Genomic DNA, 26387 nt, shown 5'->3' on the forward strand with positions numbered 1-26387 from the left:
GCCGTTGGCGGCATCCAGCGTGCCCTGGCTGTTGTAGGTGCGCACGGTGGCGATATCGAAACCCTGGCCGGCCAGCAGGTCGTCGCGGTCTTGCAAGACCAGGTTACCGGTGGCGGTATTGACATAGGCCTTTTCGCCGCTGCTGCCCAACGTGGCATTTCCAGCAACTCCACCACCCAGGGTTGATGCCGACACCAGATTCAGACCGAGACCGTTACCGCTGATAATCGCTACCATGGCTTACCTTATATTGATCAATTTACAATTATTGAGGCAGCATTTCACATGGCCTCAAGCAATATATCCATGGCATTCAAAAAAAGTTTAGGGAATTGATAAGATTCCTGGCTCGTGGGCATAAAAAAAGCGAGCCGAAGCTCGCTTTCTTATTGCCAGGAAGGCCGCAAGGATTACTTGCGGTCTTTCAGCGGAGGCACGTCGCGCACTGCCGAGCCGACGAACAGCTGGCGTGGGCGGCCGATCTTCTGCTCCGGGTCGGCGATCATTTCGTTCCACTGGGCGATCCAGCCGATGGTACGGGCCATGGCGAAGATACCGGTGAACAGGGACACTGGGATGCCCAGGGCCGATTGCACGATGCCGGAGTAGAAGTCCACGTTCGGGTACAGCTTGCGCGACACGAAGTATTCGTCGTTCAGCGCAATCTTTTCCAGTTCCATGGCCAGCTTGAACAGTGGGTCGTCTTGCAGGCCCAGTTCGTTCAGCACCTCGTGGCAGGTTTCGCGCATCAGCTTCGCACGCGGGTCGAAGTTCTTGTACACGCGGTGACCGAAGCCCATCAGCTTGACGCCGGAGTTCTTATCCTTCACCTGGGCGATGAACGCCGGGATGTTGTCGACGGTGCCGATTTCCTTCAGCATGTTCAGTGCAGCTTCGTTGGCGCCGCCGTGGGCAGGACCCCACAGGCAGGCGATACCGGCAGCGATACAGGCGAACGGGTTGGCGCCCGAGGAACCGGCCAGGCGGACGGTCGAGGTCGAAGCGTTCTGCTCGTGGTCTGCGTGCAGGATCAGGATGCGGTCCAGGGCGCGTACCAGCACTTCATTGACCTTGTACTCTTCGCATGGGTTGCCGAACATCATGCGCATGAAGTTGGCGGAGTACGACAGGTCGTTGCGTGGGTACACGAACGGCTGGCCGATCGAGTACTTGTACGCCATGGCGACCAGGGTCGGCAGCTTGGCGATCAGGCGGATAGCCGAAATTTCACGCTGCTTGGCATCGTTGATGTCCAGCGAGTCGTGGTAGAACGATGCCAGCGCGCCGACGGTACCAACCAGTACCGACATCGGGTGCGCGTCGCGACGGAAGCCGCGGAAGAAGAATTGCATCTGTTCGTGCACCATGGTGTGCTTGGTCACCGTGTCGACGAACTGCTTCTTCTGCACTGCGTTCGGCAGGTCGCCGTTCAGCAGCAGGTAGCACGATTCCATGAAGTCGGCGTTCACGGCCAGTTGCTCGATCGGGTAGCCGCGGTATTGCAGCTCGCCCTTGTCACCGTCGATGTAGGTGATGGAGGAGTTGCACGACGCGGTCGACATGAAGCCTGGGTCGTAGGTGAATTTGCCGGTGGTGCCGTACAGCTTGCGGATGTCGATGACGTCCGGGCCCACGGTGCCCTTGTAGATCGGCATTTCGACCGATGGGCTGCCGTCGGAGAACGATAGCGTTGCTTTGGTATCAGAGATGTTCATGGACTCTTCCTTTGGGAGAGATGCAGCAAATAAAAAAACTTAACTCAGGCTTGGCGCAGGCGTGCCAGTAACGCATGTACATGCGGCAGGTCTATTTCGCCTTCCGGCTCCTTACGGGCCAAGACCAGATCCATCAGTGCATTGTCCGACAAATCGAGGAGCCGCGTGAACGCGTCCACTTCCTCGTCGGTCAATCCTGCTTCGTGCGCATCGAGGAAACGAGTCAGGATAAGGTCGTTTTCCAGCAGGCCCCGTCGTGCGCGCCAGCGTAGGCGCGCACGGTTGGTCGGATCGGCCTGATGCGCTCGTTTTTCGAGTTCGGCCATGTTTATTAAATGGCGCGACGTACCATCAGTTCCTTGATCTTGCCGATCGCCTTGTTAGGGTTCAGGCCTTTCGGGCACACGTCGACGCAGTTCATGATCGAGTGGCAACGGAACAGTCGGTACGGGTCTTCCAGGTTATCCAGGCGTTGGCCGGTGGCTTCGTCGCGCGAGTCGGCGATGAAGCGGTAGGCTTGCAGCAGGCCGGCCGGGCCGACGAACTTGTCCGGGTTCCACCAGAACGATGGGCAGGAAGTCGAGCAGCAGGCGCACAAGATGCACTCGTACAGGCCGTCCAGTTCTTCGCGTTCCGCAGGCGACTGCAGGCGCTCTTTCTCTGGTGGGATCGAGTCGTTGATCAGGAACGGCTTGATCGAGTGGTATTGCTTGAAGAACTGGGTCATGTCGACGATCAGGTCGCGCACCACCGGCAGGCCTGGCAGCGGACGCAGCACGATCGGCTCGCTCAGCTCGTTCAGGTTGGTGGTGCAGGCCAGGCCGTTCTTGCCGTTGATGTTCATCGCGTCGGAACCGCACACGCCTTCGCGGCAGGAGCGGCGCAGCGACAGCGAGTCGTCAACGTCGGACTTGATTCGCTGCAGTGCGTCGAGCAGCATCTTGTCGGTATCTTTCAGCTCGACCGTCAGGTCTTGCATGTACGGCTTGGCGTCCTTGTCAGGATCGTAACGGTAAATCTTGAATTTGAGAGTGCGTGCCATGTTGTGAGGCCCTTGCTTAGAAAGTGCGTGGTTTCGGTTTGAAGGTATCAACCGTCAGCGGTTTGGTGACGACAGCCTTGTATTCCAGGCGGTTGCCTTCCGAGAACCACAGCGTGTGCTTCATCCATTCTTCGTCGTTGCGGTTCGGGTGATCGTCCTGGGCGTGGGCGCCGCGGGATTCCTTACGCGCGTTGGCCGAGACGATGGTCGCTTTCGCAGTTTCGATCAGGTTGTCCAGTTCCAGCGCTTCCACGCGGGCGGTGTTGAATACCTTGGACTTGTCGTTGTACGACACGTGCTTGCGGCGTTCGTCCAGCTTCAGGATCTCTTCCACGCCCTTGGCCAGCATTTCGTCGGTACGGAACACGCCGCAGTACTTCTGCATGGCGGCGCGGATGTCGTTGGCAACGTCTTGCACGCGCTCGCCACCGGTGGAGGTTTCCAAGTGGTTCAGGCGGTTCATGGCGAAGTCGGCGGCGTCCTTCGGCAGCGGCTTGTTTTCCTTCTGCTTCAGGTTCTGCGCGACCACGTGGTTGCCGGCTGCGCGGCCGAACACCACCAGGTCCAGCAGGGAGTTGGTGCCCAGGCGGTTGGCGCCGTGTACGGAGACGCAGGCGCATTCGCCGATTGCGTACAGGCCGTTCACCACTTTCTGGCTGCCGTCGCCGGCAGGTACTACAACCTGGCCGTGGATATTGGTCGGGATGCCGCCCATCTGGTAGTGGATGGTCGGGACCACCGGGATCGGTTCCTTGGTCGCGTCGACGTTGGCGAACTTGTGGCCGATCTCCAGGATGGAAGGCAGGCGCTTCTGGATGGTCTCGGAGCCGATGTGGCGCAGGTCCAGCAGAACGTGGTCTTTGTTGGGACCGCAGCCGCGGCCTTCCTTGATCTCCTGGTCCATCGAGCGCGACACGAAGTCGCGCGGCGCCAGGTCTTTCAGGGTCGGAGCGTAGCGCTCCATGAAGCGTTCGCCGTTCGAGTTGATCAGGATGCCGCCTTCGCCGCGCACGCCTTCGGTGATCAGCACGCCCGCGCCGGACACGCCGGTCGGGTGGAACTGCCAGAATTCCATGTCCTGCAGCGGCAGGCCGGCACGTGCCGCCATGCCCATGCCGTCACCGGTGTTGATGAAGGCGTTGGTCGATGCGGCGAAGATGCGGCCCGCGCCGCCGGTTGCGAAGATGGTGGTCTTGGCTTCCAGGATCATGCATTCGCCGGTTTCCATTTCCAGGGCCACCACGCCAACCACGTCGCCGTCGGCATCGCGCACCAGGTCCAGGGCCATCCACTCAACGAAGAAGTGGGTGCGGGCGCGCACGTTGCGCTGGTACAGGGTGTGCAGCAGTGCGTGGCCGGTACGGTCCGCCGCGGCGCAAGCGCGCTGCACCGGCTTCTCGCCCAGGTTGGCGGTGTGGCCGCCGAACGGACGCTGGTAGATGGTGCCGTCCGGGTTACGGTCGAACGGCATGCCGAAGTGTTCCAGCTCGTAGACGACTTTCGGTGCTTCGCGGCACATGAATTCGATGGCATCCTGGTCGCCGAGGTAGTCGCCACCCTTGACGGTGTCGAACATGTGCCAGTACCAGTTGTCTTCCGACATATTGCCCAGCGAGGCGCCGATGCCGCCCTGCGCTGCCACGGTGTGGGAGCGGGTCGGGAACACCTTGGACAGCACGGCCACGTTCAGGCCGGCTTCCGCCAGTTGCAGGGAGGCGCGCATGCCGGAACCGCCGGCGCCAACGATCACCGCGTCAAAGCGGCGGGTAGGGATTGCAGATTTGATAGCTGCCACGATTTACACACTCCACAGAATTTGCAGCGACCAGGCGGCGCAGGCGATCAGCCAGCCAATGGTAGCGATTTGCAGGAACAGGCGCAGGCCGACCGGCTTGATGTAGTCCATCCAGATGTCACGGATGCCGACCCAGGCGTGGTAGAACAGGGCCAGCAGGGTCACCGCGCTGAACAGCTTGAACCACTGCTGCGCGAACAGGCCCGCCCAGCCTTCGTACGATGGATTCGACGAAGTGAAGATGAGGAAGAACAGGACGGCGGTGTAGACCACCATCAGCACGGCGGTCACACGCTGGACCAGCCAATCCTTGACGCCGTAGTGGGCGCCGACAACCAGGCGTTTTGGGCCGATGTTATTGTTAGCCATTAGAACACTCCAAACAGTTTCAGTGCGACCAGCGCGGTGACGACAACGGTGATCACGATCACGGCGGTAGCGGACTTGCGGGCCGAATCCTTATCCAGGCCAACGTGGGTGTCCATGACCAGGTGGCGCACGCCGGCGCAGAAGTGCTGGGTATAGCCCCAGATCAGGGCCAGCATGACCAGCTTGGCGAACGGGTGGGAGGCGATGAGCATGAAATTGCCGAAGGTCGACTCGGAGCGCAGCGATTCCTGCAGCAGGTACAGCACGAACGGCAACAGCAGGAACATCAGGGCGCCGCTGATGCGGTGCAAGATGGAGACGATGCCAGCCAGTGGCAGTCGGTAGTTCATCAGATCCGTAACGTGGATGTTACGGAATTCTGGCCGCTCTTTTTTTGGGGTTTCCCGCACGGCTTCAGTCATATACAACCTCCCTATGCTTTATTACTAATGATTTGCCAAACTTGGCGAAGCTACGATTTTCGCCGATTTTTGCTGTTACGACCAATATGTATTGTTACATATCACCAAAATATTATTGCAGCGCACCCTAACTGAGATCATTTTGATAATGATGGCGCTCCGTCAGGTACAGGCCGCGGCGCAATTCGACCGGTTTATCGCCGTAAGTGAAGGAAACGCGCTCGGCGCATAGCAGCGGCGTGCCGGCCGCAACTTTCAGCAGCGCGGCATCGCCCTCCTCGGCGCACACGGCGCGGATCTTTTCTTCCGCACGGATCATGCGGGTACCGAATTCGGATTCGAACAGGCCGTACATCGGGCCTTTGTACTCATTCAGGCGTTCCGCCGTCAGGCCCTTGAAGATCACGCCGGGCAGCCACAGTTCTTCCACGATGGTGGGCACGTTGTCGAAACTTTGCACGCGCTTGATGTAGACCACGGCATCGCCCGACTTCAGGTCGAGCAGGCGCGCCACCTCGGCCGGCGCGCGCAGGCGCTTGACTTCAATGAACCGGGATTCCGGGTAATGCGGCACACCTTCGTCCGGCACCAGGCGCAGGAAGCGAAAATGCGCGCGCGCCTCGTGGTGGGTGGACACGAACGTCCCCTTGCCCTGGCGACGCATGACCAGGTTTTCCGCCGCCAGTTCGTCGATCGCCTTGCGCACGGTGCCCTGGCTGACCTTGAAGCGGTTGGCCAATTCGACTTCGCTGGGGATCATCTCGCCCGGCTTCCATTCGCCGGACTGCAGGCTCTGGGTGATCAGGCCTTTGATCTGCTGGTACAGGGGAGAAAAAGTGGGGGACGGAGCGCCGGCCGCGCCAATGGCGTCAGAAGTGGTCTGGTTGGGCGTGACGGGATTCATAGCCCGCTATTCCACCACATCCAACCCCTCACGTCCAGAAAAATCCTATAACTTATATGTCTTATATAAGACATAAGATAGGATTGACAGGCAGTCGACAGGAGCCTACACTCGCCCGAATTGTCGTATCATTACGAGCTTACACCGTTTTCACGTCCACTTTGGAGATTCACCATGGCTAAAACCCCAATGCGTGTTGCCGTTACCGGCGCCGCCGGCCAGATCGGCTATTCCCTGCTGTTCCGTATCGCCAACGGCGACATGCTGGGCAAAGACCAGCCAGTCATCCTGCAACTGCTGGAAATCCCTGACGAGAAGGCCCAGAAAGCGCTGAAAGGCGTGATGATGGAAATCGACGACTGCGCGTTCCCGCTGGTTGCCGGCATGAGCGCCCACGCCGACCCGATGACCGCTTTCAAAGATGTAGACGTAGCCCTGCTGGTTGGCGCCCGTCCACGCGGTCCTGGCATGGAGCGTAAAGACCTGCTGGAAGCCAACGCACAAATCTTCACCGTGCAAGGCAAGGCGCTGGACGCCGTCGCGTCGCGCAACGTCAAAGTCCTGGTGGTCGGCAACCCGGCCAACACCAACGCCTACATCGCCATGAAGTCCGCGCCATCCCTGCCGGCGAAGAACTTCACCGCCATGCTGCGCCTGGACCACAACCGCGCCCTGTCCCAGATCGCCACCAAGACCGGCAAGGCCGTCAAGGACATCGAGAAGATGTGCGTATGGGGCAACCACTCCCCAACCATGTACGCCGACTACCGCTTCGCCACCATCGCCGGCGCATCGGTCAAGGACATGATCAACGACCAGGAATGGAACGCCAACACCTTCCTGCCAACCGTGGGCAAGCGCGGCGCAGCGATCATCGAAGCACGCGGCCTGTCCTCGGCAGCGTCGGCAGCTTCGGCAGCCATCGACCACGTGCGTGACTGGGTGCTGGGCACCAACGGCAAGTGGACCACCATGGGCATCCCATCCGACGGTTCCTACGGCATCCCTGAAGGCACCATGTTCGGCTTCCCGGTGACCTGCGAAAACGGCGAATACAAGATCGTGCAAGGCCTGGCGATCGACGAGTTCTCGCAAGAGCGCATCAACATCACGCTTAAGGAACTGACCGAAGAGCGTGAAGGCGTGAAGCACCTGCTGCCATAATCGTTTCTTACAGTGGAACCGGTTAAACCACCGATCCGCCGTACCCGCCGCGCTGCCGATGGCAGCGCGGCTGCTGTTTCATCTAACGCACCAATGCATCCATCCGAGGTTTTATTCCAGGGCACACGCCAGCCGCTGCTGCTCCCTGCCTGCGACCACTACGCCGGCAGCGAAAAGCTGATGCGCAAATCCATGGCCCTGCAACAAGAGCTTGGTCCCCTGTTCGACATCACCTTCGATTGCGAGGACGGCGCCGCCGCCGGCAACGAAGAATCCCACGCCAAGCTGGTCGCCCTGCTGCTGCTGGACGAAGCCAACGCATTCAACCGCATCGGCGCGCGCGTGCATGACGTGAACAGCCCGTTCTTCGAGCGCGACGTCGAAATCATCTGCACCGAAGCCGGCCACAAGCTGGCCTACATCGTGATCCCCAAGCCGGAAAGCGTGCAGGAAGTCGCGCACGCCATCGAGCTGGTCAACAAACATGCCGCCAAGGCCGGCCGCAGCTCGCCTGTTCCAGTCCACGTCTTGATCGAAACCCACGGCGCGCTGCGCGACGTGCACGATATCGCCGCCCTGCCCCAGGTTGAATGCCTGTCCTTCGGCATCATGGACTTCGTCTCGGCCCATTACGGCGCCGTGCCGGGCAGCGCCATGCGCACGCCGGGCCAGTTCACCCACCCGCTGGTGGTGCGCGCCAAGCTGGAGATCGCCGCCGCCTGCCACGCGCACGGCAAGGTGCCGTCGCATAACGTGACCACTGAAATCAAGGACTCCGCCGTGGTGGCGACCGATGCCCAGCGCGCAGCCGCGGAATTCGGCTTCACCCGCATGTGGAGCATCCACCCGAGCCAGATAAAACCTGTCATAAAAGCATTTACGCCGCGCGCATCCGAGGTAAACGAGGCCGCAACCATCCTGCATGAGGCAGAGAAGGTACAGTGGGGCCCGATTAACCAGCATGGTCGCTTGCATGACCGCGCGAGCTATCGCTATTATTGGACGGTTCTGCAGCGAGCCAAGCTCGCAGGCCTGCCGCTGCCGGACTCCGTTGCCGCCCTAGTCGGGGCGGCCGAATCAAAAGGAACCCAATAATGTCGTTTATGAAACTGATCACCGCCTGCGCCATGGCTTGCGCCGCAGCCACCGCCGCCCCCCTCGCCACCGCCGCTGAGAGCGCAGCTGCCGCCCAGCCGGCAGCCAAGGCCATCACCGCCAAGAAGCCTGCCTCGAAAAAGGCCAAAGCCGCCAAAGCCGCGGGCGCTGCCGGTGCCGTCGGCGCCGCGGCCGCCGTGTCCGAGTCGAGCCTGGCTGAACACAAGGCCACCAGCTACGCCTGCGAACTGGGCAACAAGATCACCATTTACAGCAACGCGGACGACAGCAACAGCATCGTCATGCGCTGGAAAAACCGCCTGCACCGCCTGACTCGCGAAGCCACCTCCACCGGTGCGCAACGCTTCGAGAACAAGATTGCAGGCCTGATCTGGATCGGCATCCCTGCCAAGGGCATGCTGCTGGATTCCAAGGTGAACCGCCAACTGGCGAACGAATGCAAGACATCTGATCAAGCGCTCGGACTTTAATCAATAAGGAGAGGACATGTCCCGCAACACACTGAATACGCTTAAGGATTTCCCGATCGGGGCAAAGAAGGGTAAGTTCTACTCCCTGCCAGCCCTGGAAAAGGAACTGGGCGCCAAGATTTCCCGCCTGCCGGTATCGATTCGCGTCGTACTGGAATCCGTTCTGCGTAACTGCGACGGTAAGAAAGTGACCGAAGAGCACGTCAAGCAGTTGGCTAACTGGGGCGCTACCGCTGCCCGCACCGACGAAATCCCATTCGTCGTAGCCCGCGTTGTGCTGCAGGACTTCACCGGCGTTCCGCTGCTGGCCGACCTGGCTGCCATGCGTAACGTCGCCTCCAAGATGGGCGTCAACCCTAAGAAGATCGAACCCCTGGTGCCGGTTGACCTGGTGGTCGACCACTCGGTCACCATCGACCACTTCCGCGAGCCGAAGGCCCTGGACCTGAACATGAAGCTGGAATTCTCGCGCAACAACGAGCGCTACCAGTTCATGAAGTGGGGCATGCAAGCGTTCGACACCTTCGGCGTGGTGCCACCAGGCTTCGGCATCGTTCACCAGGTGAACCTGGAATACCTGGCGCGCGGCGTGCACAACGGCGCCGGCGTGTACTACCCTGACTCGCTGGTGGGCACCGACTCCCACACCACCATGATCAACGGTATCGGCGTGGTGGGCTGGGGCGTGGGCGGCATCGAGGCGGAAGCCGGCATGCTGGGCCAGCCGGTGTACTTCCTGACCCCGGACGTGATCGGCGTCAACCTGACCGGCGCGCTGCGCGAAGGCTGCACCGCGACCGACCTGGTGCTGACCATCACCGAAATGCTGCGTAAAGAGAAAGTCGTGGGCAAGTTCGTCGAGTTCTTCGGCGAAGGCACCGAGTCCCTGTCCGTGACCGACCGCGCAACCATCGCCAACATGGCGCCGGAATACGGCGCGACCATGGGCTTCTTCCCGGTCGACGACGCGACCATCGAATACTTCGAAGGCACCGGCCGCACCAAGGAAGAAATCGCTGCATTCCAGTCCTACTTCAAGGCACAGGGCATGTACGGCGTGCCGAAGAAAGGCGAAATCGACTTCACCCGCGAACTGCACCTGGACCTGTCCACCGTTGCTCCTTCGCTGGCCGGTCCTAAGCGTCCGCAAGACCGTATCGAAATCGGCAACGTCAAGTCCACCTTCACCGAACTGTTCTCCAAGCCAACCACCGAGAACGGCTTCAACAAGAAGGCCGACGAACTGACCAAGACCTACACCACCAGCAATGGCGTGAACGTCAAGAACGGTGACGTGCTGATCGCCGCTATCACCTCCTGCACCAACACCTCGAACCCGAGCGTGCTGCTGGCAGCTGGCCTGCTGGCCAAGAAAGCTGTGGAAGCCGGCCTGACCGTGGCTCCGCACATCAAGTCGTCCCTGGCTCCTGGCTCCCGCGTTGTGACCGAGTACCTGACCGCCGCCGGCCTGCTGCCATACCTGGAAAAACTGGGCTTCGGCGTGACAGCTTACGGCTGCACCACCTGCATCGGCAACGCTGGCGACCTGACCCCGGAACTGAACGCCACCATCACCGGCAACGACATCGTCGCCGCTGCCGTGCTGTCCGGTAACCGTAACTTTGAAGCGCGTATCCACCCGAACATCCGCTCCAACTTCCTGGCATCGCCACCGCTGGTCGTCGCTTACGCGATCGCCGGCAACGTGACGCGCGACCTGATGACCGAACCGGTCGGCCAGGGCAAGGATGGCAAGGACGTGTACCTGGGCGACATCTGGCCGACCTCGAAAGAGATCGCCGCCCTGATGAAGTTCGCGATGAACTCCAAGGTCTTCAAGTCCAACTACGCCGACGTCAAAGGCAACCCAGGCAAGCTGTGGGAAGCCGTATCGTCGACCGAAGGCCAAGTGTACAACTGGCCTGATTCGACCTACATCGCAGAACCGCCATTCTTCGACGGCTTCGAGATGAAGCCTAAGGCAGCGGAAGCCGGCATCAAAGGCGCACGCGCACTGGGCGTGTTCGGCGACTCCATCACCACCGACCACATCTCGCCGGCAGGCTCGATCAAGGAAGACGGCCCGGCAGGCAAGTGGCTGAAGGAAAACGGCGTGATGAAGGCCGACTTCAACTCCTACGGCTCGCGCCGCGGCAACCACGAGATCATGATGCGCGGCACCTTCGCCAACGTGCGTATCAAGAACAAGATGATCCCTGCCAAGGCCGACGGTTCCGCGGTGGAAGGCGGCATCACCCTGCACCAGCCATCGGGCGAACAGCTGTCGATCTACGACGCAGCAATGCGCTACGTTGAAGAAGGCACCCCGACCATGATCTTCGGCGGCGAAGAATACGGTACCGGCTCCTCGCGTGACTGGGCGGCCAAGGGCACCCAGCTGCTGGGCGTAAAAGCGGTGATCTGCCGCTCCTTCGAGCGTATCCACCGTTCCAACCTGGTAGGCATGGGCGTGCTGCCGCTGCAATTCATCGGCAACGACTCGGTTGAATCGCTGGGCATCACCGGCAAGGGCGAAACCTACGACCTGAAGGGCCTGGAAGGCGACATCAAGCCGCAACAGCAAGCCACCCTGGTGATCCACCGCGCCGACGGCTCGCAGAAAGAAGTGCAAGTACTGCTGCGTATCGACACCCCGATCGAAGTCGACTACTACAAGCACGGCGGCATCCTGCCATTCGTGCTGCGCCAACTGCTGGCTGCGTAAAAAATGGGGACGTACCCCATTTTTTAAGCAACAAAACGCCACCCTCGGGTGGCGTTTTTTATTGCCAAACAAATGGGGACGTACCCCATTTTTTATTGCTGCGCTCATTTGCCGCCAACTCTTGCCGAATCCACTACAATAAGGGTACCAAGGTTTCCCTTTTGACTAAGAAAAGCGCTATGCGTCGCCCATCCAAAGATTCAACCCATAAATTATCTGCCGACAGCCAGCGCCTTATCTCCCTCGCCCAAGCCCTGGGCCAGGCCGCCAGCCGCATTGAAGAGCGTAACTGGGAAAGGGTGCTGGATGCCCAACTGCACAAATTGCTGCGCACCGGACACCAGGATACTGTCGACACGGCACTGAACTCGCTGTTCAGCCTGGACCTGCCCGCCTATGACATCCTGATGGACAGCGTGGAAGCGGTCAGCGAATCCGACACCATCGTGGTGGAAGTCGATGGCGAATCGCGCGAGTACGACATCCTGCTGGTAGCGGCCCCGGTGCTGGCCTGGACGCGCTTCTCGATCGCTTCGGGCCAGATCCCGGCCGACATCCTGAACACGCTGTCGGCCCACTTCTCCGCCCACCTGCTGGCGGACGGCACGCACATGGCGATGTCGTCCACCCTGTATTCGATCGACCATCTGCCGCGCACCCACGCTGAAGCCTATTCGAAGGTGCACAAGCTGGCGCAGGCGGCCTTGAAAGGCCAGGCCGTCAAATCCGACACCAAGGCGGTGGAAACCGCGCCCTTCCTGGCCGACACCCGCTACCTGATGGTGGCCGTGGTGACCCCGCATAACGCTCCGATCTTCCGCTGGCAAATGCCGGCCCACCACGCCGCGCAAGCCGAAGCGCGCCGCGATGCGCTGGCCGCCTGGACCACGCAGGCTACGCCGACCGTGGCGCGCCTGCTGCCCGGCTGCGGCATCGAGCTGCTGCTGCCGGAAGCCTATTACACCGGCTGCCGCGAAGCCGACAAGCTGATTCGCCCGGTCTCGATCCGCGCAGCCGTGCATTACCTGACGCATTCGCTGGCTTGCGAGCCATCGGACCTGCGTGCGGTGATCGCCGGCTTCGGCGACGAGTCCGCACCGGACGGCCAGATCGACGAGTACCGCGTTGCCTTCACCCGCCGCTCCGACAGCGACGTGATGTACGGCGTGGTGTGGCCACTGTACGGCCAGGAAGACGAGGAAGGCACGCCGGCCGAGGGCCTGTCCGGCAGCATGGCCGAACTGCTCAAACCGCGTACCCCGGTCGAGGAAATCGTCGAGCACCTGAACGCCGCCGGCGTGTCGCAGGTGAAGAAGCTGGGTGAGAAGTATGTCGCCGAGTACTGCGACGATTGTGGCGCGCCCCTGTTCGCCGATCCGTCAGGCGAGCTGGTCCACGCTGAAATGCCGGAAGACGCCGCCACCGGCAGCGAGCACTTCCATTAAAGCAAAAAGCCCGCAAATCAACGCGGGCTTTTTTCTTGGAGCACTCACTCCCAAGTGGAATACGGCTGCTTGATCAGGTTGGAATTGAGGTAACGCGCATCGTGCGAGACCTCCTCGCCAGCCCAGTCCGGCTTGTCGAACCTGGCGTCTTCCACCGGCAATTCGATTTCGGCGACGACGAGGCCGGCGTTCTCGCCGAGGAACTCGTCCACTTCCCAGACAAAACCGCCGTAAGGGATACGGCGGCGGTACTTCTCGATCAGCGGCCGCTCGCACAGCCGGTCCAGCAATTCAGCGGCGTCGGCGACGGGCACGGGATATTCCCATTCACCGCGCGCCGCGCCCACATTCTTGCTCTTGATGGTCAAGAGCGCCCGCCCGCCCTCGATCCGCACGCGCACCGTGCGTTCAACATGCGAGGAAAGGTAGCCCTGGCGTAGCAGCACCGGCACGCCTTGCGTACGCCAGCCCTCGCCTTTCACCAGGAACTTGCGTTCGATCTCGACGCCCATCCGCTTACTCGTCCAGCGACAGCAGGATAGGCTGCAGGATCGCAGCGCCCAGCGCCGCACTGCGGGCGCCATTCCAGCCCACGGCCGGAACCGGCAGGTCCGCGTTATCCTTGAACGGCATTTCCAGCGTCAGCGACAAGACCTGGAAATGGTGGCCGATGTACTTGGACGCCAAGGTCAGCATGTCTTCCTTGTACTTGGAAGGCGCGTAGCCCACCGCATCCTGGAAGTCCGGCGTGGCGTTCTTGTAGCGGTCGATGAAGTTCTTCTGGCGCGCCATCTGTTCCGGCGTGAAGTTCTCCAGCATTTCATTGCCTGCCACGAAGTTGTAAGGCAGCGCCTCATCGCCGTGGATGTCGAAGAACATGTCGACGCCGGTCTCGTGGATCTTCTCTTTCACGCACAGTACTTCAGGGGAGCGCTCCAGCGAAGGCGTCATCCACTCGCGGTTCAGGTTCGCGCCGGCGGCGTTGGTACGCAGGTTGCCGCGCGCCGAGCCGTCCGGATTCATGTTCGGCACGATATAGAAGCAGCAGCGCTGCAGCAGCTTGCGCGCGATCGGGTTGGCGTCGTCCAGCAGGGAGTCGATCAGGCCTTCGGTGAACCATTCGGCCATCGACTCGCCCGGGTGCTGGCGGGCGATGAACCAGATTTTCTTTTCGGCTTCCGGCTCGCCGATGACGACCAGGTTCATGTCGCGGCCATCAATCGAGGAACCGATGTCCAGCACGCGTGCAATCGGGTTCTCGGCCACTTCGCCCAGCAGGCGCAGGTGGCGCTCCCACGAATACGGCTCGAAGTAGGCGTAGTACACGCTGTCGTTATGCGGCGTGTGCTTGATCGTCATTACCTGGCCATCGAACGAGGTCGGGACGCGGAACCAGTTCTCGCCATCGTAGCTGGCAGCAGCGTTGTAGTCTTCGAAGCCTTTGGCGTAGGTCGCGTCGCCTGCGTTCAGGAACTTCATCGTCACCGCTTCGCCACGCGCGCCCTGCAGGCGGAAGTGGAACCACTGGTGGATGTCGGCGGCGTTGTCCTTGCGGAGTTTCAGCTCGATGTTCGCGGCGTTGTCGGCGCGGACTACTTCGATGGCGCCAGAGTCGAAATTCTGGCTGATTTTGATGGTCATTACGGTCCCGTTCAGAAGCTTGGGTTGATCGGAACCGCTATTGTACACATCCAAACCGGCAACCCGGTGGCAGCGGACCAAGTGTCTGACCCTGTGGGTCAGACACTGCACTTCCGGTTTTAGTCGACGTTGCGGCCACGCGCCTTCAACGCCGCCCGCACGCCCGCGCCATACGCCGCATCCGCCTTGTCGAAATGCTCCAGCTGCCGCTGAATAATCTCATCACTAACCTGGCTCAACGGGCCGGCAATATTGTCGAACAGGTTTTGCTGCTCCTGCGCCGGCAGCAGTCGGAACAGGTTACCCGCTTGGGTGTAGTCGTCTTCCCTGCCGCGCCCATCGTAGCGCCCGGCCCCGCCGCCCAGCGCCAGCACCGGCTCGCCATGCCCCATGCCCTCGGGGTTACTGCCGTTCGCCTCGGTCGGCGCATAATTCTGCTCCGCACCGCCGAAGCCGGCCGCCATCGCACCGTCGCGCTGCTGGTTATGGAAAGGGCAACGCGGTGCATTGACCGGCAGGTGCTGATGATTGGTCCCCACCCGGTACAACTGCGCATCGTGGTAAGCGAACAAGCGCGCCTGCAGCATCTTGTCCGGCGAATAGCCCATGCCCGGCACCACATTGGCCGGCGACAGCGCCGCCTGCTCCACCTCCGCATGGTAATTGACCGGATTGCGGTTCAACTCCAGCACGCCGACAGGCATCAAGGGGAAGTCCGCATGCGGCCACACCTTGGTCAGGTCGAACGGATTCCAGCCGGAACGCTTTTCCCACACCGCCAATTGCTGTTCGGTCGCTAGCTGGACCTTCACCTCCCACTGCGGGAAATCGCCGGATGCGATGGCGTTGAACAGGTCGCGTTGCGCATGGTCCGGATCCGCGCCGGCCAGGCGCGTTGCCTCCGCCGCATCCAGGTTCTTGATGCCTTGCCTGGTCTTGAGGTGCCACTTCACGTACACGCGCTCACCGGCGGCGCTAACCAGGCTGAAGGTATGGCTGCCGAAACCGTCCATGTGGCGGTAGCCATCCGGCGTGCCGCGGTCGCTGAACAGCATGGTGACCTGGTGTAGCGACTCCGGCGTCTTGCTCCAGAAATCGAACATCATGGTCGGCGATTTCAGGTTGGTGTGCGGGTCGCGTTTCTGGGTGTGGATGAAGTCGGGGAACTTGATGCCGTCCTTGATGAAGAACATCGGCGTGTTGTTGCCGACCAGGTCCCAGTTGCCTTCTTCGGTGTAGAAACGCACTGCGAATCCGCGCGGATCGCGCTCGGTGTCCGCACTGCCACGCTCGCCGCCGACGGTGGAGAAACGCACAAAAGTTTCAGTCTGCTTGCCGATGGCCGAAAACAGCTTGGCCTTGGTGTATTTGCTGATGTCATGGGTGACGGTGAAGGTGCCGTAAGCGCCCGAGCCTTTGGCATGCACGACACGCTCAGGGATGCGCTCGCGGTTGAAATGCTGGAGCTTTTCAATCAGGTGGAAGTCCTGCAGCAGGACAGGGCCACGCGGGCCGGCAGTCAGCGAGTTCTGGTTATCGACAACTGGAATGCCGGATGCGGTGGTGATGGGGGTCTGGCTCATGTACTGGCTCCTTCATGTGATCGGTGAAATCATTCTAAAGAGACACGGACGATTAATAAATTTGATTAATACTATGAAACCGATAGTTAAAATTGCTCGTGAATAGCAATCCCCTCGAACGTGTCCGCTGCCGCGGTCCACGGCCTTGCCTTGAATGCCCGCTGCGCATCCGCGTAGCCGGCCTGCCAGCGCTGGTTGATGCCGGCGCTCGAGAAGTCGATGTCCTTGGTATGGTCTTCGCAACTCAAGTGCGGTGCCTTCAGCAGCACCACGTGCATCGACGTGCCGCAGCCCCACAGCGCCAGCTCGCGCACTTCCGGCGTGGTACGCACTCCTTCCGGCAGCTTCATCGCCAGCTCGCGGATCACGCGCCGCAGGCGGTGCAGCTTGCGCTGCTGTTCGATATGGCTGGCGCGGCTGGCGTACTGGATTTCCTTGTGCTTCTCGAGGACATCGAGCACGCTTTGCGGCTCGCTGCCGTCCGGGTTCCATACCTGGACCGAGAAAATCACCGAGTCACGGCGCGGTTCGTCATCCAGCACCGCTTCGATCGGCGTGTTGGAATAGATGCCGCCGTCCCAATACGGCTCGCTGCCGATACGCACCGCCGGAAAGGCCGGTGGAATGGCGCCGGACGCGATCACATGCGACAGCTCCAGCGCTTCCATGCGCGAGTCGAAATAGCGCATGACGCCATTGCGCGCATTCACCGCGCCGACGGTAAGGCGCGTGTGGCGCTCGTTCAGGTAGGCCAGGTCGACCAGCCCTTCGAGCGTATTGCGCAGCGCATTGGTCCGGTAAAACGAGGCATTCTCCACGCCCAGCGGCGCAGCAGGATTCCACCAGGCGAGCGGGTTCGGGTCGAAGAAAGCGGGAATGCCTTGTGCCAGTGTGAGCGCGTTGGCGAATGCCGGCGGCAGGCTGCCGAAAATATCGTGCCGCTCCATCGCTTCCCAGAAGGCGCGCAGGCGCGGCAAGCGCTGCTCGGGCGGATTGCCGGCGATGATGGCGCCGTTCAGTGCGCCGATCGAGGTCCCGATCACCCAGTCCGGCTCGACACCCGCTTCGTGCATGGCCTGGTAAACGCCAAGCTGGTAGGCGCCCAGTGCTCCGCCGCCCTGCAGCACCAGTACCACTTGTCCCGGCATGCCCTTCTTCACAGGCGCACCGACAGGCCGACGGTGAATGCCAGGTCCGGCGTGCGATGGTTCAGGCCGAGCATGACGCCGGCGTCGACATGCAGGTCGCGCGTGAATGAATAGCCGCCGCCGAAGTCGAAGCTGGCCATGGTGCCGCCATCGCGCGCGTGGGAGATGCGGGGCGTCGCCAGTTCGACAAAGGTGTAGGCGCGCTCGCCAAGGTTTTTCGCCAGGGTGATGCCGAACTGGCCGGTGGAGACATGGCGCCCGCGTTCATCGCGATCGAGGTAGTAACCGGGCATGACGCCCAGTTCCAGGTCGTGCGGCAGCTCCCATTCTATCGGGATACGGAACGACGGCCGGGTGCCGTTGCCTTTGAAGGCGCGCGATCCCGTCGCGAAATCCGCTTGCATGATCAAGCCAACCGAAGGCGCGCCGCCTGCCCCCTCGTGCATCTGCCATTTAAAGCTTACGGCGGCATCGCCCCAGCCTTGCTGGCGCGCCAGGTCGCTGCGGTCGGCCAGGCGGCCGTCCGATTCCAGGCGCACTTCCAGGTCATCCGTTACGCCAACGCGCAGCAGCAAGGGCGTACTGCGTGCTTGCTTCGATTGCAGGACGCCGGTCTCCAACTGGATACGGCCTTTGCCAACCACCTCGGGCGCATCCACGAAATCAGGCCTGTCGGTGGTGATCCAGCTATCGGGCTCCGCCGCCGCGCAACACCAAGGCAAGGTGAAGGCAAAGACAGCGCACAGTACACGATTCGGCATTTCGCTCTCCAAAGCATTTCCGGCTTAGGATAGAAATATGCCATTAATACTGAAGATCAACAATGAAGCTTAACCATATTGATTTGCCCGTCACGGACCTGGAGGCGGCAGCCGACTATTTCCAGCGCGGTTTTGGTTTTGATCGGGTACATGTTCCCGCCCAAGGCATGGCGATCCTGCGCGGCGACGACGGTTTCGCCCTGGTCCTGCAACAGGCAAAGCAGGTTGACTACCCGGCAGGATTCCACATCGGCTTCCTGCAGCCCTCCGACGCGGCCGTGCACGCCGCCTACCAGCGCCTGGCCGATGCCGGACTTCCCCTGCCCCCGGCCCCTGCGGTGAGTTATGGCTGCCTGGCTTTCTGGTGCCAGGCTCCCGGCGGCATCGTCATCGAAGTCAGCCACCGGCCCGGCTAGCCCATTCGGCCAGTGCGCAGGGCAAACGCCCACTCGGGACGGCCGTGGCGTTGCGCCACCTCCGCAGCGGCATGCCAGTCGTATACGACAGCATATTGCTCGACTGCCCAAGCGCTGGCAGTACGTTCGACAATCGCGTAGCGCGCGTGCGGCGTGCCATTTTCAGCCTTGTGCGGGTAAGGCAAATCGTCGTCGTAAGCCTGCAAGCCGACGCTGCCCGGATTCACGATCAGCCGCCCATCATCCAGCAGCACCGAGCGCGGCACATGGGTATGGCCGCACAGGATCAGCGACGCCGGCGCAACGCCTGCCCGCTCCAGCACTTCGGCATAAGTGGCGGCACGCTGCCCTGCAGGATCGACGCTCTCCATCCAGTACACCAGGTCCGAGCCGGGCGTTCCGTGCACCATCAGCACATCGTCCTGCAAGCGCATGGAAGAAGGCAGCGAAGCGATCCACTCGCGGTGGGCGGGCGCGATATGCTCGTGCGCCCAACGGTCCGAGGCCCCCATGCGTGCAGGGTCATGTTCCAGCACCTGGCGCTCGTGATTGCCGCGAATGGTCGGCAAGTCCAGCGCCATCAGGCGTTCGGCGGTTTCGGCCGGCAGCAAGGGGCCGGACAGGATATCGCCCAGGTTCACCGTCACATCAACATTGCGCCGTGCGATGTCGGCCAGCACCGCATCCAAGGCCCACAGGTTTCCATGGATATCCGACATCACTGCAATGCGCATCGCTTAACTCCTAGGTGGCCAAGGCGGCGACTTCCGCCGCGCTGAGGGCACCATTATAGATGCGGAAGTCGTCGATTTTCCCGTTGAAGTAAGGGTCGGCCGAATACTGCGACCGTCCTATCCAGTTCTGGGTCGTGCTGCGCATGCGGAACGGTGCATGGGTCATCTGGCTGTTGGTAGCGACCGCACTGCCGTTCACGTACAAGGTACCCGTGCTGCCCGATAAGGTCACGGCCACATGCACCCATTGCCCGGATGGCAGCGGGGCCGACGACAGGGACTGGTCGCCCCAGCCATTGGCAAGACTGATGGAGAAACGGAGACCAGCGCCAGCAGCCTGCGGCGTCAGGAACATGTAATGCGTGGTGCCGGAGCCGAAGTCGAAAATGCGCGCCCAGTTGCGGCCACCGTCCCAGAACACCCGGACCGCAATGGTGAAGTCGGCCACGCCATCCATCAGCTTCGCCGGCAACGCGACATAATCGTCCACCCCGTCGAGCAGGACGGCATTGCCCTGCTTCCCTGCCGTCCATTGCGCGCCATTCAACAGGCTTGCATGGCGCGCATTGCCGCTGGTATCCGATGCTGTCGTGCCCTGGGTTTCGCTGAACTGCAGTACCGTGTGGGGCGCGGTGCCGGTGACCACGCGCGCCTCGGCGGAGACTGAACTATTACCGGCCGCTGTCTGGGCAGTGACCGCATAGTAATAGGTATTCGGCGCCATGCCGCTATCGGTGTATGTCAGCAGGCCGCTGATCCCGCTGGCAACGGTGGAATACGGGCCGCCGGCGACAGTCGAGCGCAGGACGGTGTAGCTGGTGGCCGTTGCCGTTCCCCACCAGGAGAGCTCGACCTTGCCACCCACCAGGCGTGCGGTCAGGCCGCTCGGTGCCACACTTGCCGCCAGCGGATCGCGGCTGAATGCGAGGGTGCCTCCCCCCAGCTGGTCGCCGTTGCCGCCATCGCCTTCCGCCCGGACCTTGGCCGCCATCTGCGCGCAGAACGGCGCGGCCAGGCCGCGCCGGTTCACGTAGTGGTTATAGATCATTTCCCACCCCGGGCGAATGCTTGGCAGCCCTGCCGGGGAAATGCCCGTGCCAGTGCCCTGCTTGTTGATGTAGGTATCGAAGGGCATCGCGGTGTAATAGGGATTGCCATTCGCGTCGCTCAGATTTGACTTGGCCACATACTCGGCGCCAGCCAGGAAGCGGTTGTTATCGTAGCCATAGAAATCATCGCCCTGGTTCCATGCCATTTCGCAGAACACCCCGGCCAGTCCAATGCCGAGGGTGCAGTGGCCCTGGTCACGCGAGCTCTCCTGCCATTGGCCAAGGTAACCGGAATGGACGAAAGGCACGGCCTGGCTCGACGAGCCATTGCCGCGGCCAGTCCGGTAATAGGAGACCGCCTCGTTATACAGGTCTTCGCGGTCGCACAGTACGCCGATGGCGAGGACGGCCGCCAGGTTGCACTGGTCCCAGTTAGCCCAATAGTTGGTGATATCGGCACCATTATGCTGTTCCAGGAACTGGTGGCTCAGGGGATAGAACACATTCAGCATCATCGACTGGAAGCGCTGCAGGTCGGCGGCGGCCCAGCCCGCATAGCTGCGCATGATTTCCGCGGCGTTGGCGAACTGGAAGCCGTAAATCCCGGCAGCCAGGAACCGGTCGGCGTTGCCGGTAATCGATGTCAACGTGGACGACCATGCGTTCAGGAATTCGACGGCCTTGTTGGCGTAGGCTGAGTCGCCGGAAACCTTCCAGCGCAGCGCCAACTGGTAGGCACGCGCCACGTCGATATAGAGCTGGGCAAAATTGCTGTCGGCGCCGCCGCGGATCACGGTCTGCAAGGGGCGCGGGCTGTTGTTCAGGTGCGAGCGGCCGGTGCCAAGCAAGGCATTCCACCCGTCCGTCCATGGCTGCGCGCCAGCGGCCACCTTGCTGCGCATGCGGGCAAAATCTTCTTCGGTATGCAGCAGGCCAGGATGTTTGAAGCGACGGCCCTGCGCGTTTTGCGGCGGCTGCGGCGCTTGAGTGGGCGGCGCCGGTTGTGCAGCTTGCTGGCTGGCGGATCCTGTTGCATCTGCTGCGCGCTGTCCTCCGCCACCGCAGCCGCCGAGCGCCAATGGGCCGAGCGTTGCCAAGCCGAGCGAGCCGGCGCAAAAGGTCCTGCGGGGAAGGGAAAAAGCTTGGTCTTGCTTGGACATGGTTACCTTTCGAACGACGCGCGGGCAAGACGCCGCGCGGCTTCGATGGTAACTTACCTCAAGGAAACATTTCTATGCGTACATTGATGAAATTTTGCCCGCCAAATGGCATGACGCGGGGTATTTTGGTAATCAGTTACCCGCCAGTGCGTCCGCCACCTTGTCCATTTGGGACGCCTTGGCAATGGCATTGGCAGGCTGCTTACCACTCTTCTGTAATTCCTTGGCCTGCACCGGCGGCGGCACCGCCAAACTTGAGGCCACGCGTACGGTATCCATGGCATACATGGATATCCCAAGTCCCACAGTTCCGATCAATAACCAGCGTACCCACGAGGACAACACGATAATCTCCCGGCCAAAGTTATCTACTAATCAGTTTAGTGTGGAAATTTGCCGGGATTCTATTCTTTTGTCACATGTGCCAGAATTTTTATTGCTGAGGTTGCTGAAACGCCAGGTGCAGAACCAGGCTGCCAATTACGGCCAAGGCCAAGGCAGCTGATTATTGCCCACTGCACCCCGAAAGCTGCAGGCCAGCTTTCGGGGCCGGGGCCCAGCGAAGTCTTTTACTGTTGTGGCTGCTCCGCCATGAAGATCAGTTCCCAGATATGGCCGTCCAAGTCTTCGAACCCGTGGGCGTACATGAAGCCATAGTCCTTCGGCTCGCGCGGCGTCTTGCCGCCGGCAGCCACCGCTTTCCGTACCAGTTCATCCACCTCTTCACGGCTTTCGCAGGACAGGCAGACCAGCACTTCGGTCGCCTCTTTTGCACTGGCGATCGGCTTCGTGGTGAACGTGCGGAAGAAGTCCTCGACCAGCAGCATCGCATAGATGCTGCCATCGTGGATCACCATGCTCGCTGCGTTTTCATCGGTGAACTGCGGATTGAAGGTGTAGCCCAATGCGGCGAAGAACGCCTTGGATTTTTCCAGGTTCTTGACTGGCAGGTTGACGAAGATTTGCTTGTTCATGCTGGCCTCTCTAAAAAGGGATTAACAGGGTGGTTTGTAATCCTACGACGCGCCAGCTTTCCAGAAATCGACACCAAAGGCAAAAGAATTCAGTCTTTCTTTAAGAGGCCGGCGGGCGGCCAACATCGACTGCGCCCGCCGCCCCTTTTCATCAATGGCAGGCCGGGCAAGGCATCGCCAACGCGAACGCCGCATGGTCGCCCTGGTCATAGCTATCCAGCTCGCCGTAGCCATTGGTCGCCGTCGCACTCACATACAGCAGTTCGGAGAACGCTGCATTCGGACACGTCTCCAGCAGGCTGGAAACGACCACCGGCTTCGCATACTGGAAAGCACCCGCCGGCACGAAGCCGTTGCTGCCCATATCGCCGACCGTACCGCTGGTGCTGGCCACAAACAGGTCCGGGCCTGCACCACGCGCTGTCCTGAACGAATAGGTGGCGAAGTTGTTCGGATGGCGCGCCGTGAACGAGAGCAGCGCGGTGTCACCCGGATCGCTGTAATTGTGGAAGCCGCACAGCGGGTCAGGCGAGACACTGCCGCCGACAGGATGCACCTCCGCCTGGCAGCGGTTGTTGTCCACCCTGACCACCATCCGGAATCCCATCGTGTCACCGCCTGGCGACAGGATGCGGTTATAGGCAGGTGCCTGCAATGTGGGCACCGTGCCGGTGGCGAACGGCGCGTCGGCAGCGGTGATGCGCAGGTCGATGCCTTTTGCAGTCCAATTCACCAGTGCCCCAGCCGCATCGAACAGTTCCAGCCGCATTTCGTAGCGGCCCGCGGCCATGTCGTCGGACACCGGAATGCCGCTCGGCGTCCCGGCCAGGCCATCCGTCTGGAAGTATGCCGTCGCCAGGTCGACATGCTCGTTCAGGACAATCCATTCATCGCCCGATGGCGACACCGGAGGACGGATGCGGAACAGGTTGGACAACGGTGCAGGACTTGGCCCGGTGGTCGGCATCGGCCCCATCAGGTCCGACGAATAGCTGGTGCCTGTCTTATAGTGGCGATACACATCGGCCGCCATGGCTTTCGGCGCGGCCAGCAGCGGCTCCGAACCCGGGGCGATCATGCCGGACACGCCGTCCGGTCCACTCAGGCGGCGATACGACCAGCGGTAGTACGGCACACCTTTCGTGGAAATGAGTTCGGTGCGGCTGAAATCGACGCGCGGCTCCAGGGTACCGCCGAATGGCCTGCCGTCGTTGGTCAAGCCTTCCACACCAGCGCTCTGGATCTCGCGCACTGCAACGCCGTTACCGATCGACAGCACGACAACCTGGCATCCCGGCAGATCCGGTTCCTCATCGCAGCCCGGCACGCGCGGATCGGTGATGCGAATCGTGACCTCGCTGCCACACTGGTAGTTCCAGTAGGTATGGCAGTACTTGGACGGATGGTAAATCACCTCGAATCCGTTGCCGAAGTCATACTCGACCCAGAAATACAGGTCGGGATGGTCGCCGCCGCAACGATAGAACAACGTGGTCTCGAAATTGCCGAATTCGTCGGTCATGACCACGGCCATCTCGTCGCAGCGGAACAGCCACCACCAGTGTGGCCAGTGGCAGAACCAAGGCACCAGCAATTTCCAGTTCTCGGCCAGCGCATTGCGCAGCAGCTCGGCCGAACCGCTGCGCAGGTGGCGGGACAGGTCGAAAGACATGTCGATCGCGGCGGGCGGATCGGGTTGCGGATCGAAGCGCAATGCCACGCGGCGCGGGCCGGGACCAGGAAGCGGGATCGGAGGTCGTTCCAGTACTTTGATCAGGTCATCGCGCAGGCGGAAGATGTCAGGATCCGGCAGCTTCAGGATCCACAGCGGAATCCGGTCGACTTCACAGATGTGGACGCGCGCATTGCAGACCGCCCGGTTGTCGGATTGACGCACGACCTTCCCATGCACCCAGCAGAAGCAGAACGGCCACCAGTCGATAATGGCGCCCGGGATCTCGATGCGCGTGAAATCGCGTTCACGCTGCAGTACCGGTTCGTACGCGCCCATACGCTTCAGCCGATCGGCGCTGGGCTTGGCCGCGTCGATGCGTTCGTTCACGGGCGCGATGAGCACCCGGGAAGCGCCCATGCCCCGCGGCGGCATGGGCAGCTCGACCTTGCCGTCGCGGATGTCGATGCGCTGCATCTCCTGTCCGCGCTTGTCGTACACATAGGCCGCGAGCGGCAGTTTGAATTCCGGACGTTCGCCAGTTGAAACCTGGATGGCGAGCGGTTTCGCTGAAACTTGGGATTGCTTGCTCATGGTGTTCCTCGCTCAAGTGATCTGCAGCACAGCAAGGCGGCGCTGCATGCAATGCACTTTAGGGAAGCGAGGACAAGCACGAATTGGTACTGGCACCCAGTTTGCCGGGTGCGCAGCACCTATTTTCTTTGCGTCAGCTACACAGGTAATCAAGCTTTACGCGCCCGCCCGGCAGTTGTTTGACCCCATTCGCGCGCAGCCAATGACGTTCAGGCAGCGGTTCAAACAGTGGCTTGCCGGCTCCAAGCAGTACCGGATGAACCACCAGTTGGAGCTCATCCAGTAAACCCGCTTTCAGCAAACTGGAGACCAACGAGGCGCCGCCCACTGCGTGGATGGCCTTTCCCTCCGACCGCTTCAATTCGCGCACCTGGCTGAGGTCATGCAGGATGGTAGTGTGGGCCCATCCAACCTCGTCCAGGCTGTTTGACAGTACGTAATGCGGTGTTCGCGCGGCGAAATCTGCGTACTCTATTTCTTCCGGAGCGGGCCGGCGTCCGGTGTTCTCAAGCACGGCTACCGGGTTGGCGAGAATGGCCGTCCAATACCCCTCATACGCCGGGTACATGCGGGCACCGAGCAGGCAGGCATCGATACGCGGCGCCAGGTCAAAGCAGTCGCCCCAGCTTTCAACCCAATCAAGTTCTACATCCTCGCCCTCGATGAAGCCATCAAGAGAGACTTGCAAGGCAGCGATAATCTTCCTCATTTTGTCCTCCGTACGGTTTGAGCGCGCCTGAAGTGCACACCTATTCGCACGACGGATCAGCGTCATGAAATTCGACAAATCGCGAGTTCGTTACCGATTAATGACGAAGAATTGGCGTAGGCAGTCTTGCTGTGCCTGCGGGAAATGGGTGTGCGCATCTTCAAATACGGGGCTTGGCCCGGGAGCGGGCTGCCGTAGATCTAATTGCCCGAAATCCAGCGACTGAACGGCTCGGCACTCACACCTTGTGGAACGTACCATTTCTTGCGAGTGGGATCCCATTTCGCGCCCAGTCTCTTGGCCTCATCCTTCTCGGCGTAGGGCACGTTCAGAACTGTGAACTGGGGCTTTTTGGAGGTGGTTGAAGTAGAAGGCGATGTCGCCGCTGCTTCACTGGAATGCAAGGACCAATGCAAGGGTGCCTCGCATGGGACTTCTGTCCCGTCCTTACATACTTCGACCCACCGATCACCATCTTGGCTATTAATCTTAAGTATGTATGGTGGATCAAAAGGCACTGAGTCGTACATATCTCTGCAGTTAAATGGTGGACAACAAATTGTAGCACCTGCTCATAAGGTCCCTTCGCAGTTGTTTCGGGCGAAAGCAAAGTACGGCACAGACGCGTAAAAACAAAAAAGGGCTACAGTCCAAAAACTGTAACCCTTTGATTTGATTGGTCGGGGCGAGAAGATTCGAACTTCCGACCCCTTGCACCCCATGCAAGTACGCTACCAGGCTGCGCTACGCCCCGACTCGAGTTTCAGATTATATCAGAG

At 61.1% G+C, this 26387-nt stretch carries 26 protein-coding genes and 1 tRNA gene; 6 read left to right on the forward strand and 21 right to left on the reverse strand.

What is annotated here, in order from left to right:
- From BM269_RS29090 to BM269_RS16170, 8 genes are all read right to left on the reverse strand, one after another.
- A partial coding sequence (locus tag BM269_RS29090; protein ID WP_211482706.1) for a DUF6531 domain-containing protein occupies positions 1-237 on the reverse strand: 237 nt, incomplete at its 3' end.
- Between the two features lie 173 nt (positions 238-410).
- Positions 411-1715: a citrate synthase gene (gene gltA, locus BM269_RS16140; RefSeq protein WP_090438780.1), complete on the reverse strand. Its 1305-nt coding sequence runs from the start codon at positions 1713-1715 to the stop codon at positions 411-413.
- A gap of 44 nt (positions 1716-1759) precedes the next feature.
- Positions 1760-2041 carry an FAD assembly factor SdhE gene (locus BM269_RS16145; RefSeq protein ID WP_055931468.1) on the reverse strand — a complete coding sequence of 94 codons (282 nt, stop codon included), beginning with the start codon at positions 2039-2041 and terminating at the stop codon, positions 1760-1762.
- Between the two features lie 5 nt (positions 2042-2046).
- Positions 2047-2757 (reverse strand): succinate dehydrogenase iron-sulfur subunit, encoded by a 711-nt coding sequence (locus tag BM269_RS16150; RefSeq protein WP_090438782.1) that lies wholly within the window; start codon positions 2755-2757, stop codon positions 2047-2049.
- A gap of 16 nt (positions 2758-2773) precedes the next feature.
- Positions 2774-4552 (reverse strand): succinate dehydrogenase flavoprotein subunit, encoded by a 1779-nt coding sequence (gene sdhA / locus BM269_RS16155; RefSeq protein WP_090438786.1) that lies wholly within the window; start codon positions 4550-4552, stop codon positions 2774-2776.
- Positions 4553-4555: 3 nt separating this feature from the next.
- Positions 4556-4921, reverse strand: a complete 366-nt coding sequence (gene sdhD / locus BM269_RS16160) for a succinate dehydrogenase, hydrophobic membrane anchor protein (RefSeq protein WP_090438791.1) — start codon at positions 4919-4921, stop codon at positions 4556-4558.
- Positions 4921-5343 (reverse strand): succinate dehydrogenase, cytochrome b556 subunit, encoded by a 423-nt coding sequence (gene sdhC, locus BM269_RS16165; protein ID WP_090438794.1) that lies wholly within the window; start codon positions 5341-5343, stop codon positions 4921-4923. Before sdhC ends, sdhD begins: the two co-directional genes overlap by 1 nt.
- 127 nt (positions 5344-5470) lie before the next feature.
- Positions 5471-6247, reverse strand: coding sequence for a GntR family transcriptional regulator (locus BM269_RS16170; protein ID WP_090438797.1), 777 nt, complete (start codon positions 6245-6247; stop codon positions 5471-5473).
- A 174-nt stretch (positions 6248-6421) separates the two neighbouring features.
- Here BM269_RS16170 and BM269_RS16175 point away from each other — a divergent pair, with 174 nt between their 5' ends.
- From BM269_RS16175 to BM269_RS16195, 5 genes are all read left to right on the forward strand, one after another.
- Positions 6422-7411, forward strand: a complete 990-nt coding sequence (locus BM269_RS16175) for a malate dehydrogenase (RefSeq protein WP_090438800.1) — start codon at positions 6422-6424, stop codon at positions 7409-7411.
- A gap of 93 nt (positions 7412-7504) precedes the next feature.
- Positions 7505-8506 carry an HpcH/HpaI aldolase/citrate lyase family protein gene (locus BM269_RS16180; RefSeq protein ID WP_090438803.1) on the forward strand — a complete coding sequence of 334 codons (1002 nt, stop codon included), beginning with the start codon at positions 7505-7507 and terminating at the stop codon, positions 8504-8506.
- Entirely contained in the window at positions 8506-8997 is a 492-nt protein-coding gene (locus BM269_RS16185; protein WP_090438806.1) for a hypothetical protein, read from the forward strand. The genes BM269_RS16180 and BM269_RS16185 overlap by 1 nt, the downstream gene beginning before the upstream one ends.
- 16 nt (positions 8998-9013) lie before the next feature.
- Complete coding sequence (gene acnA / locus BM269_RS16190) at positions 9014-11722, forward strand: aconitate hydratase AcnA (RefSeq protein ID WP_090438809.1); 2709 nt, start codon at positions 9014-9016, stop codon at positions 11720-11722.
- 179 nt (positions 11723-11901) lie between these two features.
- Positions 11902-13167, forward strand: coding sequence for a DUF2863 family protein (locus BM269_RS16195; protein ID WP_090438812.1), 1266 nt, complete (start codon positions 11902-11904; stop codon positions 13165-13167).
- A gap of 44 nt (positions 13168-13211) precedes the next feature.
- Here the strand turns inward: BM269_RS16195 and BM269_RS16200 are convergent, their stop codons facing one another.
- From BM269_RS16200 to BM269_RS16220, 5 genes are all read right to left on the reverse strand, one after another.
- Positions 13212-13679 (reverse strand): CYTH domain-containing protein, encoded by a 468-nt coding sequence (locus BM269_RS16200; protein ID WP_090438815.1) that lies wholly within the window; start codon positions 13677-13679, stop codon positions 13212-13214.
- A gap of 4 nt (positions 13680-13683) precedes the next feature.
- Positions 13684-14808, reverse strand: a complete 1125-nt coding sequence (locus BM269_RS16205; protein ID WP_090438818.1) for a M14 family metallopeptidase — start codon at positions 14806-14808, stop codon at positions 13684-13686.
- Between the two features lie 119 nt (positions 14809-14927).
- Complete coding sequence (locus tag BM269_RS16210; protein ID WP_090438821.1) at positions 14928-16391, reverse strand: catalase; 1464 nt, start codon at positions 16389-16391, stop codon at positions 14928-14930.
- An 86-nt stretch (positions 16392-16477) separates the two neighbouring features.
- Positions 16478-17539, reverse strand: a complete 1062-nt coding sequence (locus BM269_RS16215) for a patatin-like phospholipase family protein (RefSeq protein WP_090439486.1) — start codon at positions 17537-17539, stop codon at positions 16478-16480.
- A gap of 8 nt (positions 17540-17547) precedes the next feature.
- Positions 17548-18300 carry a transporter gene (locus BM269_RS16220; protein WP_090438824.1) on the reverse strand — a complete coding sequence of 251 codons (753 nt, stop codon included), beginning with the start codon at positions 18298-18300 and terminating at the stop codon, positions 17548-17550.
- A gap of 62 nt (positions 18301-18362) precedes the next feature.
- Between BM269_RS16220 and BM269_RS16225 the strand changes: the two genes are divergently transcribed.
- Entirely contained in the window at positions 18363-18716 is a 354-nt protein-coding gene (locus BM269_RS16225) for a VOC family protein (protein ID WP_090438827.1), read from the forward strand.
- Here BM269_RS16225 and BM269_RS16230 read toward each other — a convergent pair.
- The 8 genes from BM269_RS16230 to BM269_RS16260 all read right to left on the reverse strand — a co-directional run bounded on the left by BM269_RS16230 (position 18713) and on the right by BM269_RS16260 (position 26362).
- Positions 18713-19450, reverse strand: a complete 738-nt coding sequence (locus BM269_RS16230; RefSeq protein WP_090438830.1) for a metallophosphoesterase family protein — start codon at positions 19448-19450, stop codon at positions 18713-18715. The two genes, BM269_RS16225 and BM269_RS16230, sit on opposite strands and share 4 nt — an antisense overlap.
- 10 nt (positions 19451-19460) lie before the next feature.
- A complete protein-coding gene (locus BM269_RS16235) occupies positions 19461-21659 on the reverse strand; it encodes a LamG-like jellyroll fold domain-containing protein (RefSeq protein ID WP_090438834.1) in 2199 nt (732 codons plus the stop codon).
- Between the two features lie 132 nt (positions 21660-21791).
- Entirely contained in the window at positions 21792-21938 is a 147-nt protein-coding gene (locus BM269_RS29465; protein ID WP_170860396.1) for a hypothetical protein, read from the reverse strand.
- Positions 21939-22228: 290 nt separating this feature from the next.
- On the reverse strand, positions 22229-22633 hold the full coding sequence (locus BM269_RS16240; protein WP_090438837.1) for a VOC family protein: 405 nt from the start codon (positions 22631-22633) through the stop codon (positions 22229-22231).
- Positions 22634-22784: 151 nt separating this feature from the next.
- Positions 22785-24899, reverse strand: a complete 2115-nt coding sequence (locus BM269_RS16245) for a hypothetical protein (RefSeq protein WP_090438840.1) — start codon at positions 24897-24899, stop codon at positions 22785-22787.
- Positions 24900-25032: 133 nt separating this feature from the next.
- Positions 25033-25608 (reverse strand): dihydrofolate reductase family protein, encoded by a 576-nt coding sequence (locus BM269_RS16250; protein WP_090438843.1) that lies wholly within the window; start codon positions 25606-25608, stop codon positions 25033-25035.
- A 200-nt stretch (positions 25609-25808) separates the two neighbouring features.
- Positions 25809-26138 (reverse strand): DUF5710 domain-containing protein, encoded by a 330-nt coding sequence (locus BM269_RS29835; protein WP_229204680.1) that lies wholly within the window; start codon positions 26136-26138, stop codon positions 25809-25811.
- A gap of 147 nt (positions 26139-26285) precedes the next feature.
- Positions 26286-26362, reverse strand: a tRNA-Pro gene (locus BM269_RS16260).
- Positions 26363-26387 lie beyond the last annotated feature (25 nt).

This window comes from Duganella sp. CF458, assembly GCF_900113115.1.
Lineage (GTDB): Bacteria > Pseudomonadota > Gammaproteobacteria > Burkholderiales > Burkholderiaceae_D > Rugamonas.

Excerpts from the sequence above, each read along its gene's own strand:
- gltA (WP_090438780.1), bottom strand. The coding sequence starts at position 1,715 with ATGAACATCTCTGATACCAAAGCAACGCTATCGTTCTCCGACGGCAGC.
- BM269_RS16145 (WP_055931468.1), bottom strand. The coding sequence starts at position 2,041 with ATGGCCGAACTCGAAAAACGAGCGCATCAGGCCGATCCGACCAACCGT.
- BM269_RS16150 (WP_090438782.1), bottom strand. The coding sequence starts at position 2,757 with ATGGCACGCACTCTCAAATTCAAGATTTACCGTTACGATCCTGACAAG.
- sdhD (WP_090438791.1), bottom strand. The coding sequence starts at position 4,921 with ATGGCTAACAATAACATCGGCCCAAAACGCCTGGTTGTCGGCGCCCAC.
- sdhC (WP_090438794.1), bottom strand. The coding sequence starts at position 5,343 with ATGACTGAAGCCGTGCGGGAAACCCCAAAAAAAGAGCGGCCAGAATTC.
- BM269_RS16170 (WP_090438797.1), bottom strand. The coding sequence starts at position 6,247 with ATGAATCCCGTCACGCCCAACCAGACCACTTCTGACGCCATTGGCGCG.
- BM269_RS16175 (WP_090438800.1), top strand. The coding sequence starts at position 6,422 with ATGGCTAAAACCCCAATGCGTGTTGCCGTTACCGGCGCCGCCGGCCAG.
- BM269_RS16180 (WP_090438803.1), top strand. The coding sequence starts at position 7,505 with ATGCATCCATCCGAGGTTTTATTCCAGGGCACACGCCAGCCGCTGCTG.
- BM269_RS16185 (WP_090438806.1), top strand. The coding sequence starts at position 8,506 with ATGTCGTTTATGAAACTGATCACCGCCTGCGCCATGGCTTGCGCCGCA.
- acnA (WP_090438809.1), top strand. The coding sequence starts at position 9,014 with ATGTCCCGCAACACACTGAATACGCTTAAGGATTTCCCGATCGGGGCA.
- BM269_RS16195 (WP_090438812.1), top strand. The coding sequence starts at position 11,902 with ATGCGTCGCCCATCCAAAGATTCAACCCATAAATTATCTGCCGACAGC.
- BM269_RS16200 (WP_090438815.1), bottom strand. The coding sequence starts at position 13,679 with ATGGGCGTCGAGATCGAACGCAAGTTCCTGGTGAAAGGCGAGGGCTGG.
- BM269_RS16205 (WP_090438818.1), bottom strand. The coding sequence starts at position 14,808 with ATGACCATCAAAATCAGCCAGAATTTCGACTCTGGCGCCATCGAAGTA.
- BM269_RS16210 (WP_090438821.1), bottom strand. The coding sequence starts at position 16,391 with ATGAGCCAGACCCCCATCACCACCGCATCCGGCATTCCAGTTGTCGAT.
- BM269_RS16215 (WP_090439486.1), bottom strand. The coding sequence starts at position 17,539 with ATGCCGGGACAAGTGGTACTGGTGCTGCAGGGCGGCGGAGCACTGGGC.
- BM269_RS16220 (WP_090438824.1), bottom strand. The coding sequence starts at position 18,300 with ATGCCGAATCGTGTACTGTGCGCTGTCTTTGCCTTCACCTTGCCTTGG.
- BM269_RS16225 (WP_090438827.1), top strand. The coding sequence starts at position 18,363 with ATGAAGCTTAACCATATTGATTTGCCCGTCACGGACCTGGAGGCGGCA.
- BM269_RS16230 (WP_090438830.1), bottom strand. The coding sequence starts at position 19,450 with ATGCGCATTGCAGTGATGTCGGATATCCATGGAAACCTGTGGGCCTTG.
- BM269_RS16235 (WP_090438834.1), bottom strand. The coding sequence starts at position 21,659 with ATGTCCAAGCAAGACCAAGCTTTTTCCCTTCCCCGCAGGACCTTTTGC.
- BM269_RS29465 (WP_170860396.1), bottom strand. The coding sequence starts at position 21,938 with ATGGATACCGTACGCGTGGCCTCAAGTTTGGCGGTGCCGCCGCCGGTG.
- BM269_RS16240 (WP_090438837.1), bottom strand. The coding sequence starts at position 22,633 with ATGAACAAGCAAATCTTCGTCAACCTGCCAGTCAAGAACCTGGAAAAA.
- BM269_RS16245 (WP_090438840.1), bottom strand. The coding sequence starts at position 24,899 with ATGAGCAAGCAATCCCAAGTTTCAGCGAAACCGCTCGCCATCCAGGTT.
- BM269_RS16250 (WP_090438843.1), bottom strand. The coding sequence starts at position 25,608 with ATGAGGAAGATTATCGCTGCCTTGCAAGTCTCTCTTGATGGCTTCATC.
- BM269_RS29835 (WP_229204680.1), bottom strand. The coding sequence starts at position 26,138 with ATGTACGACTCAGTGCCTTTTGATCCACCATACATACTTAAGATTAAT.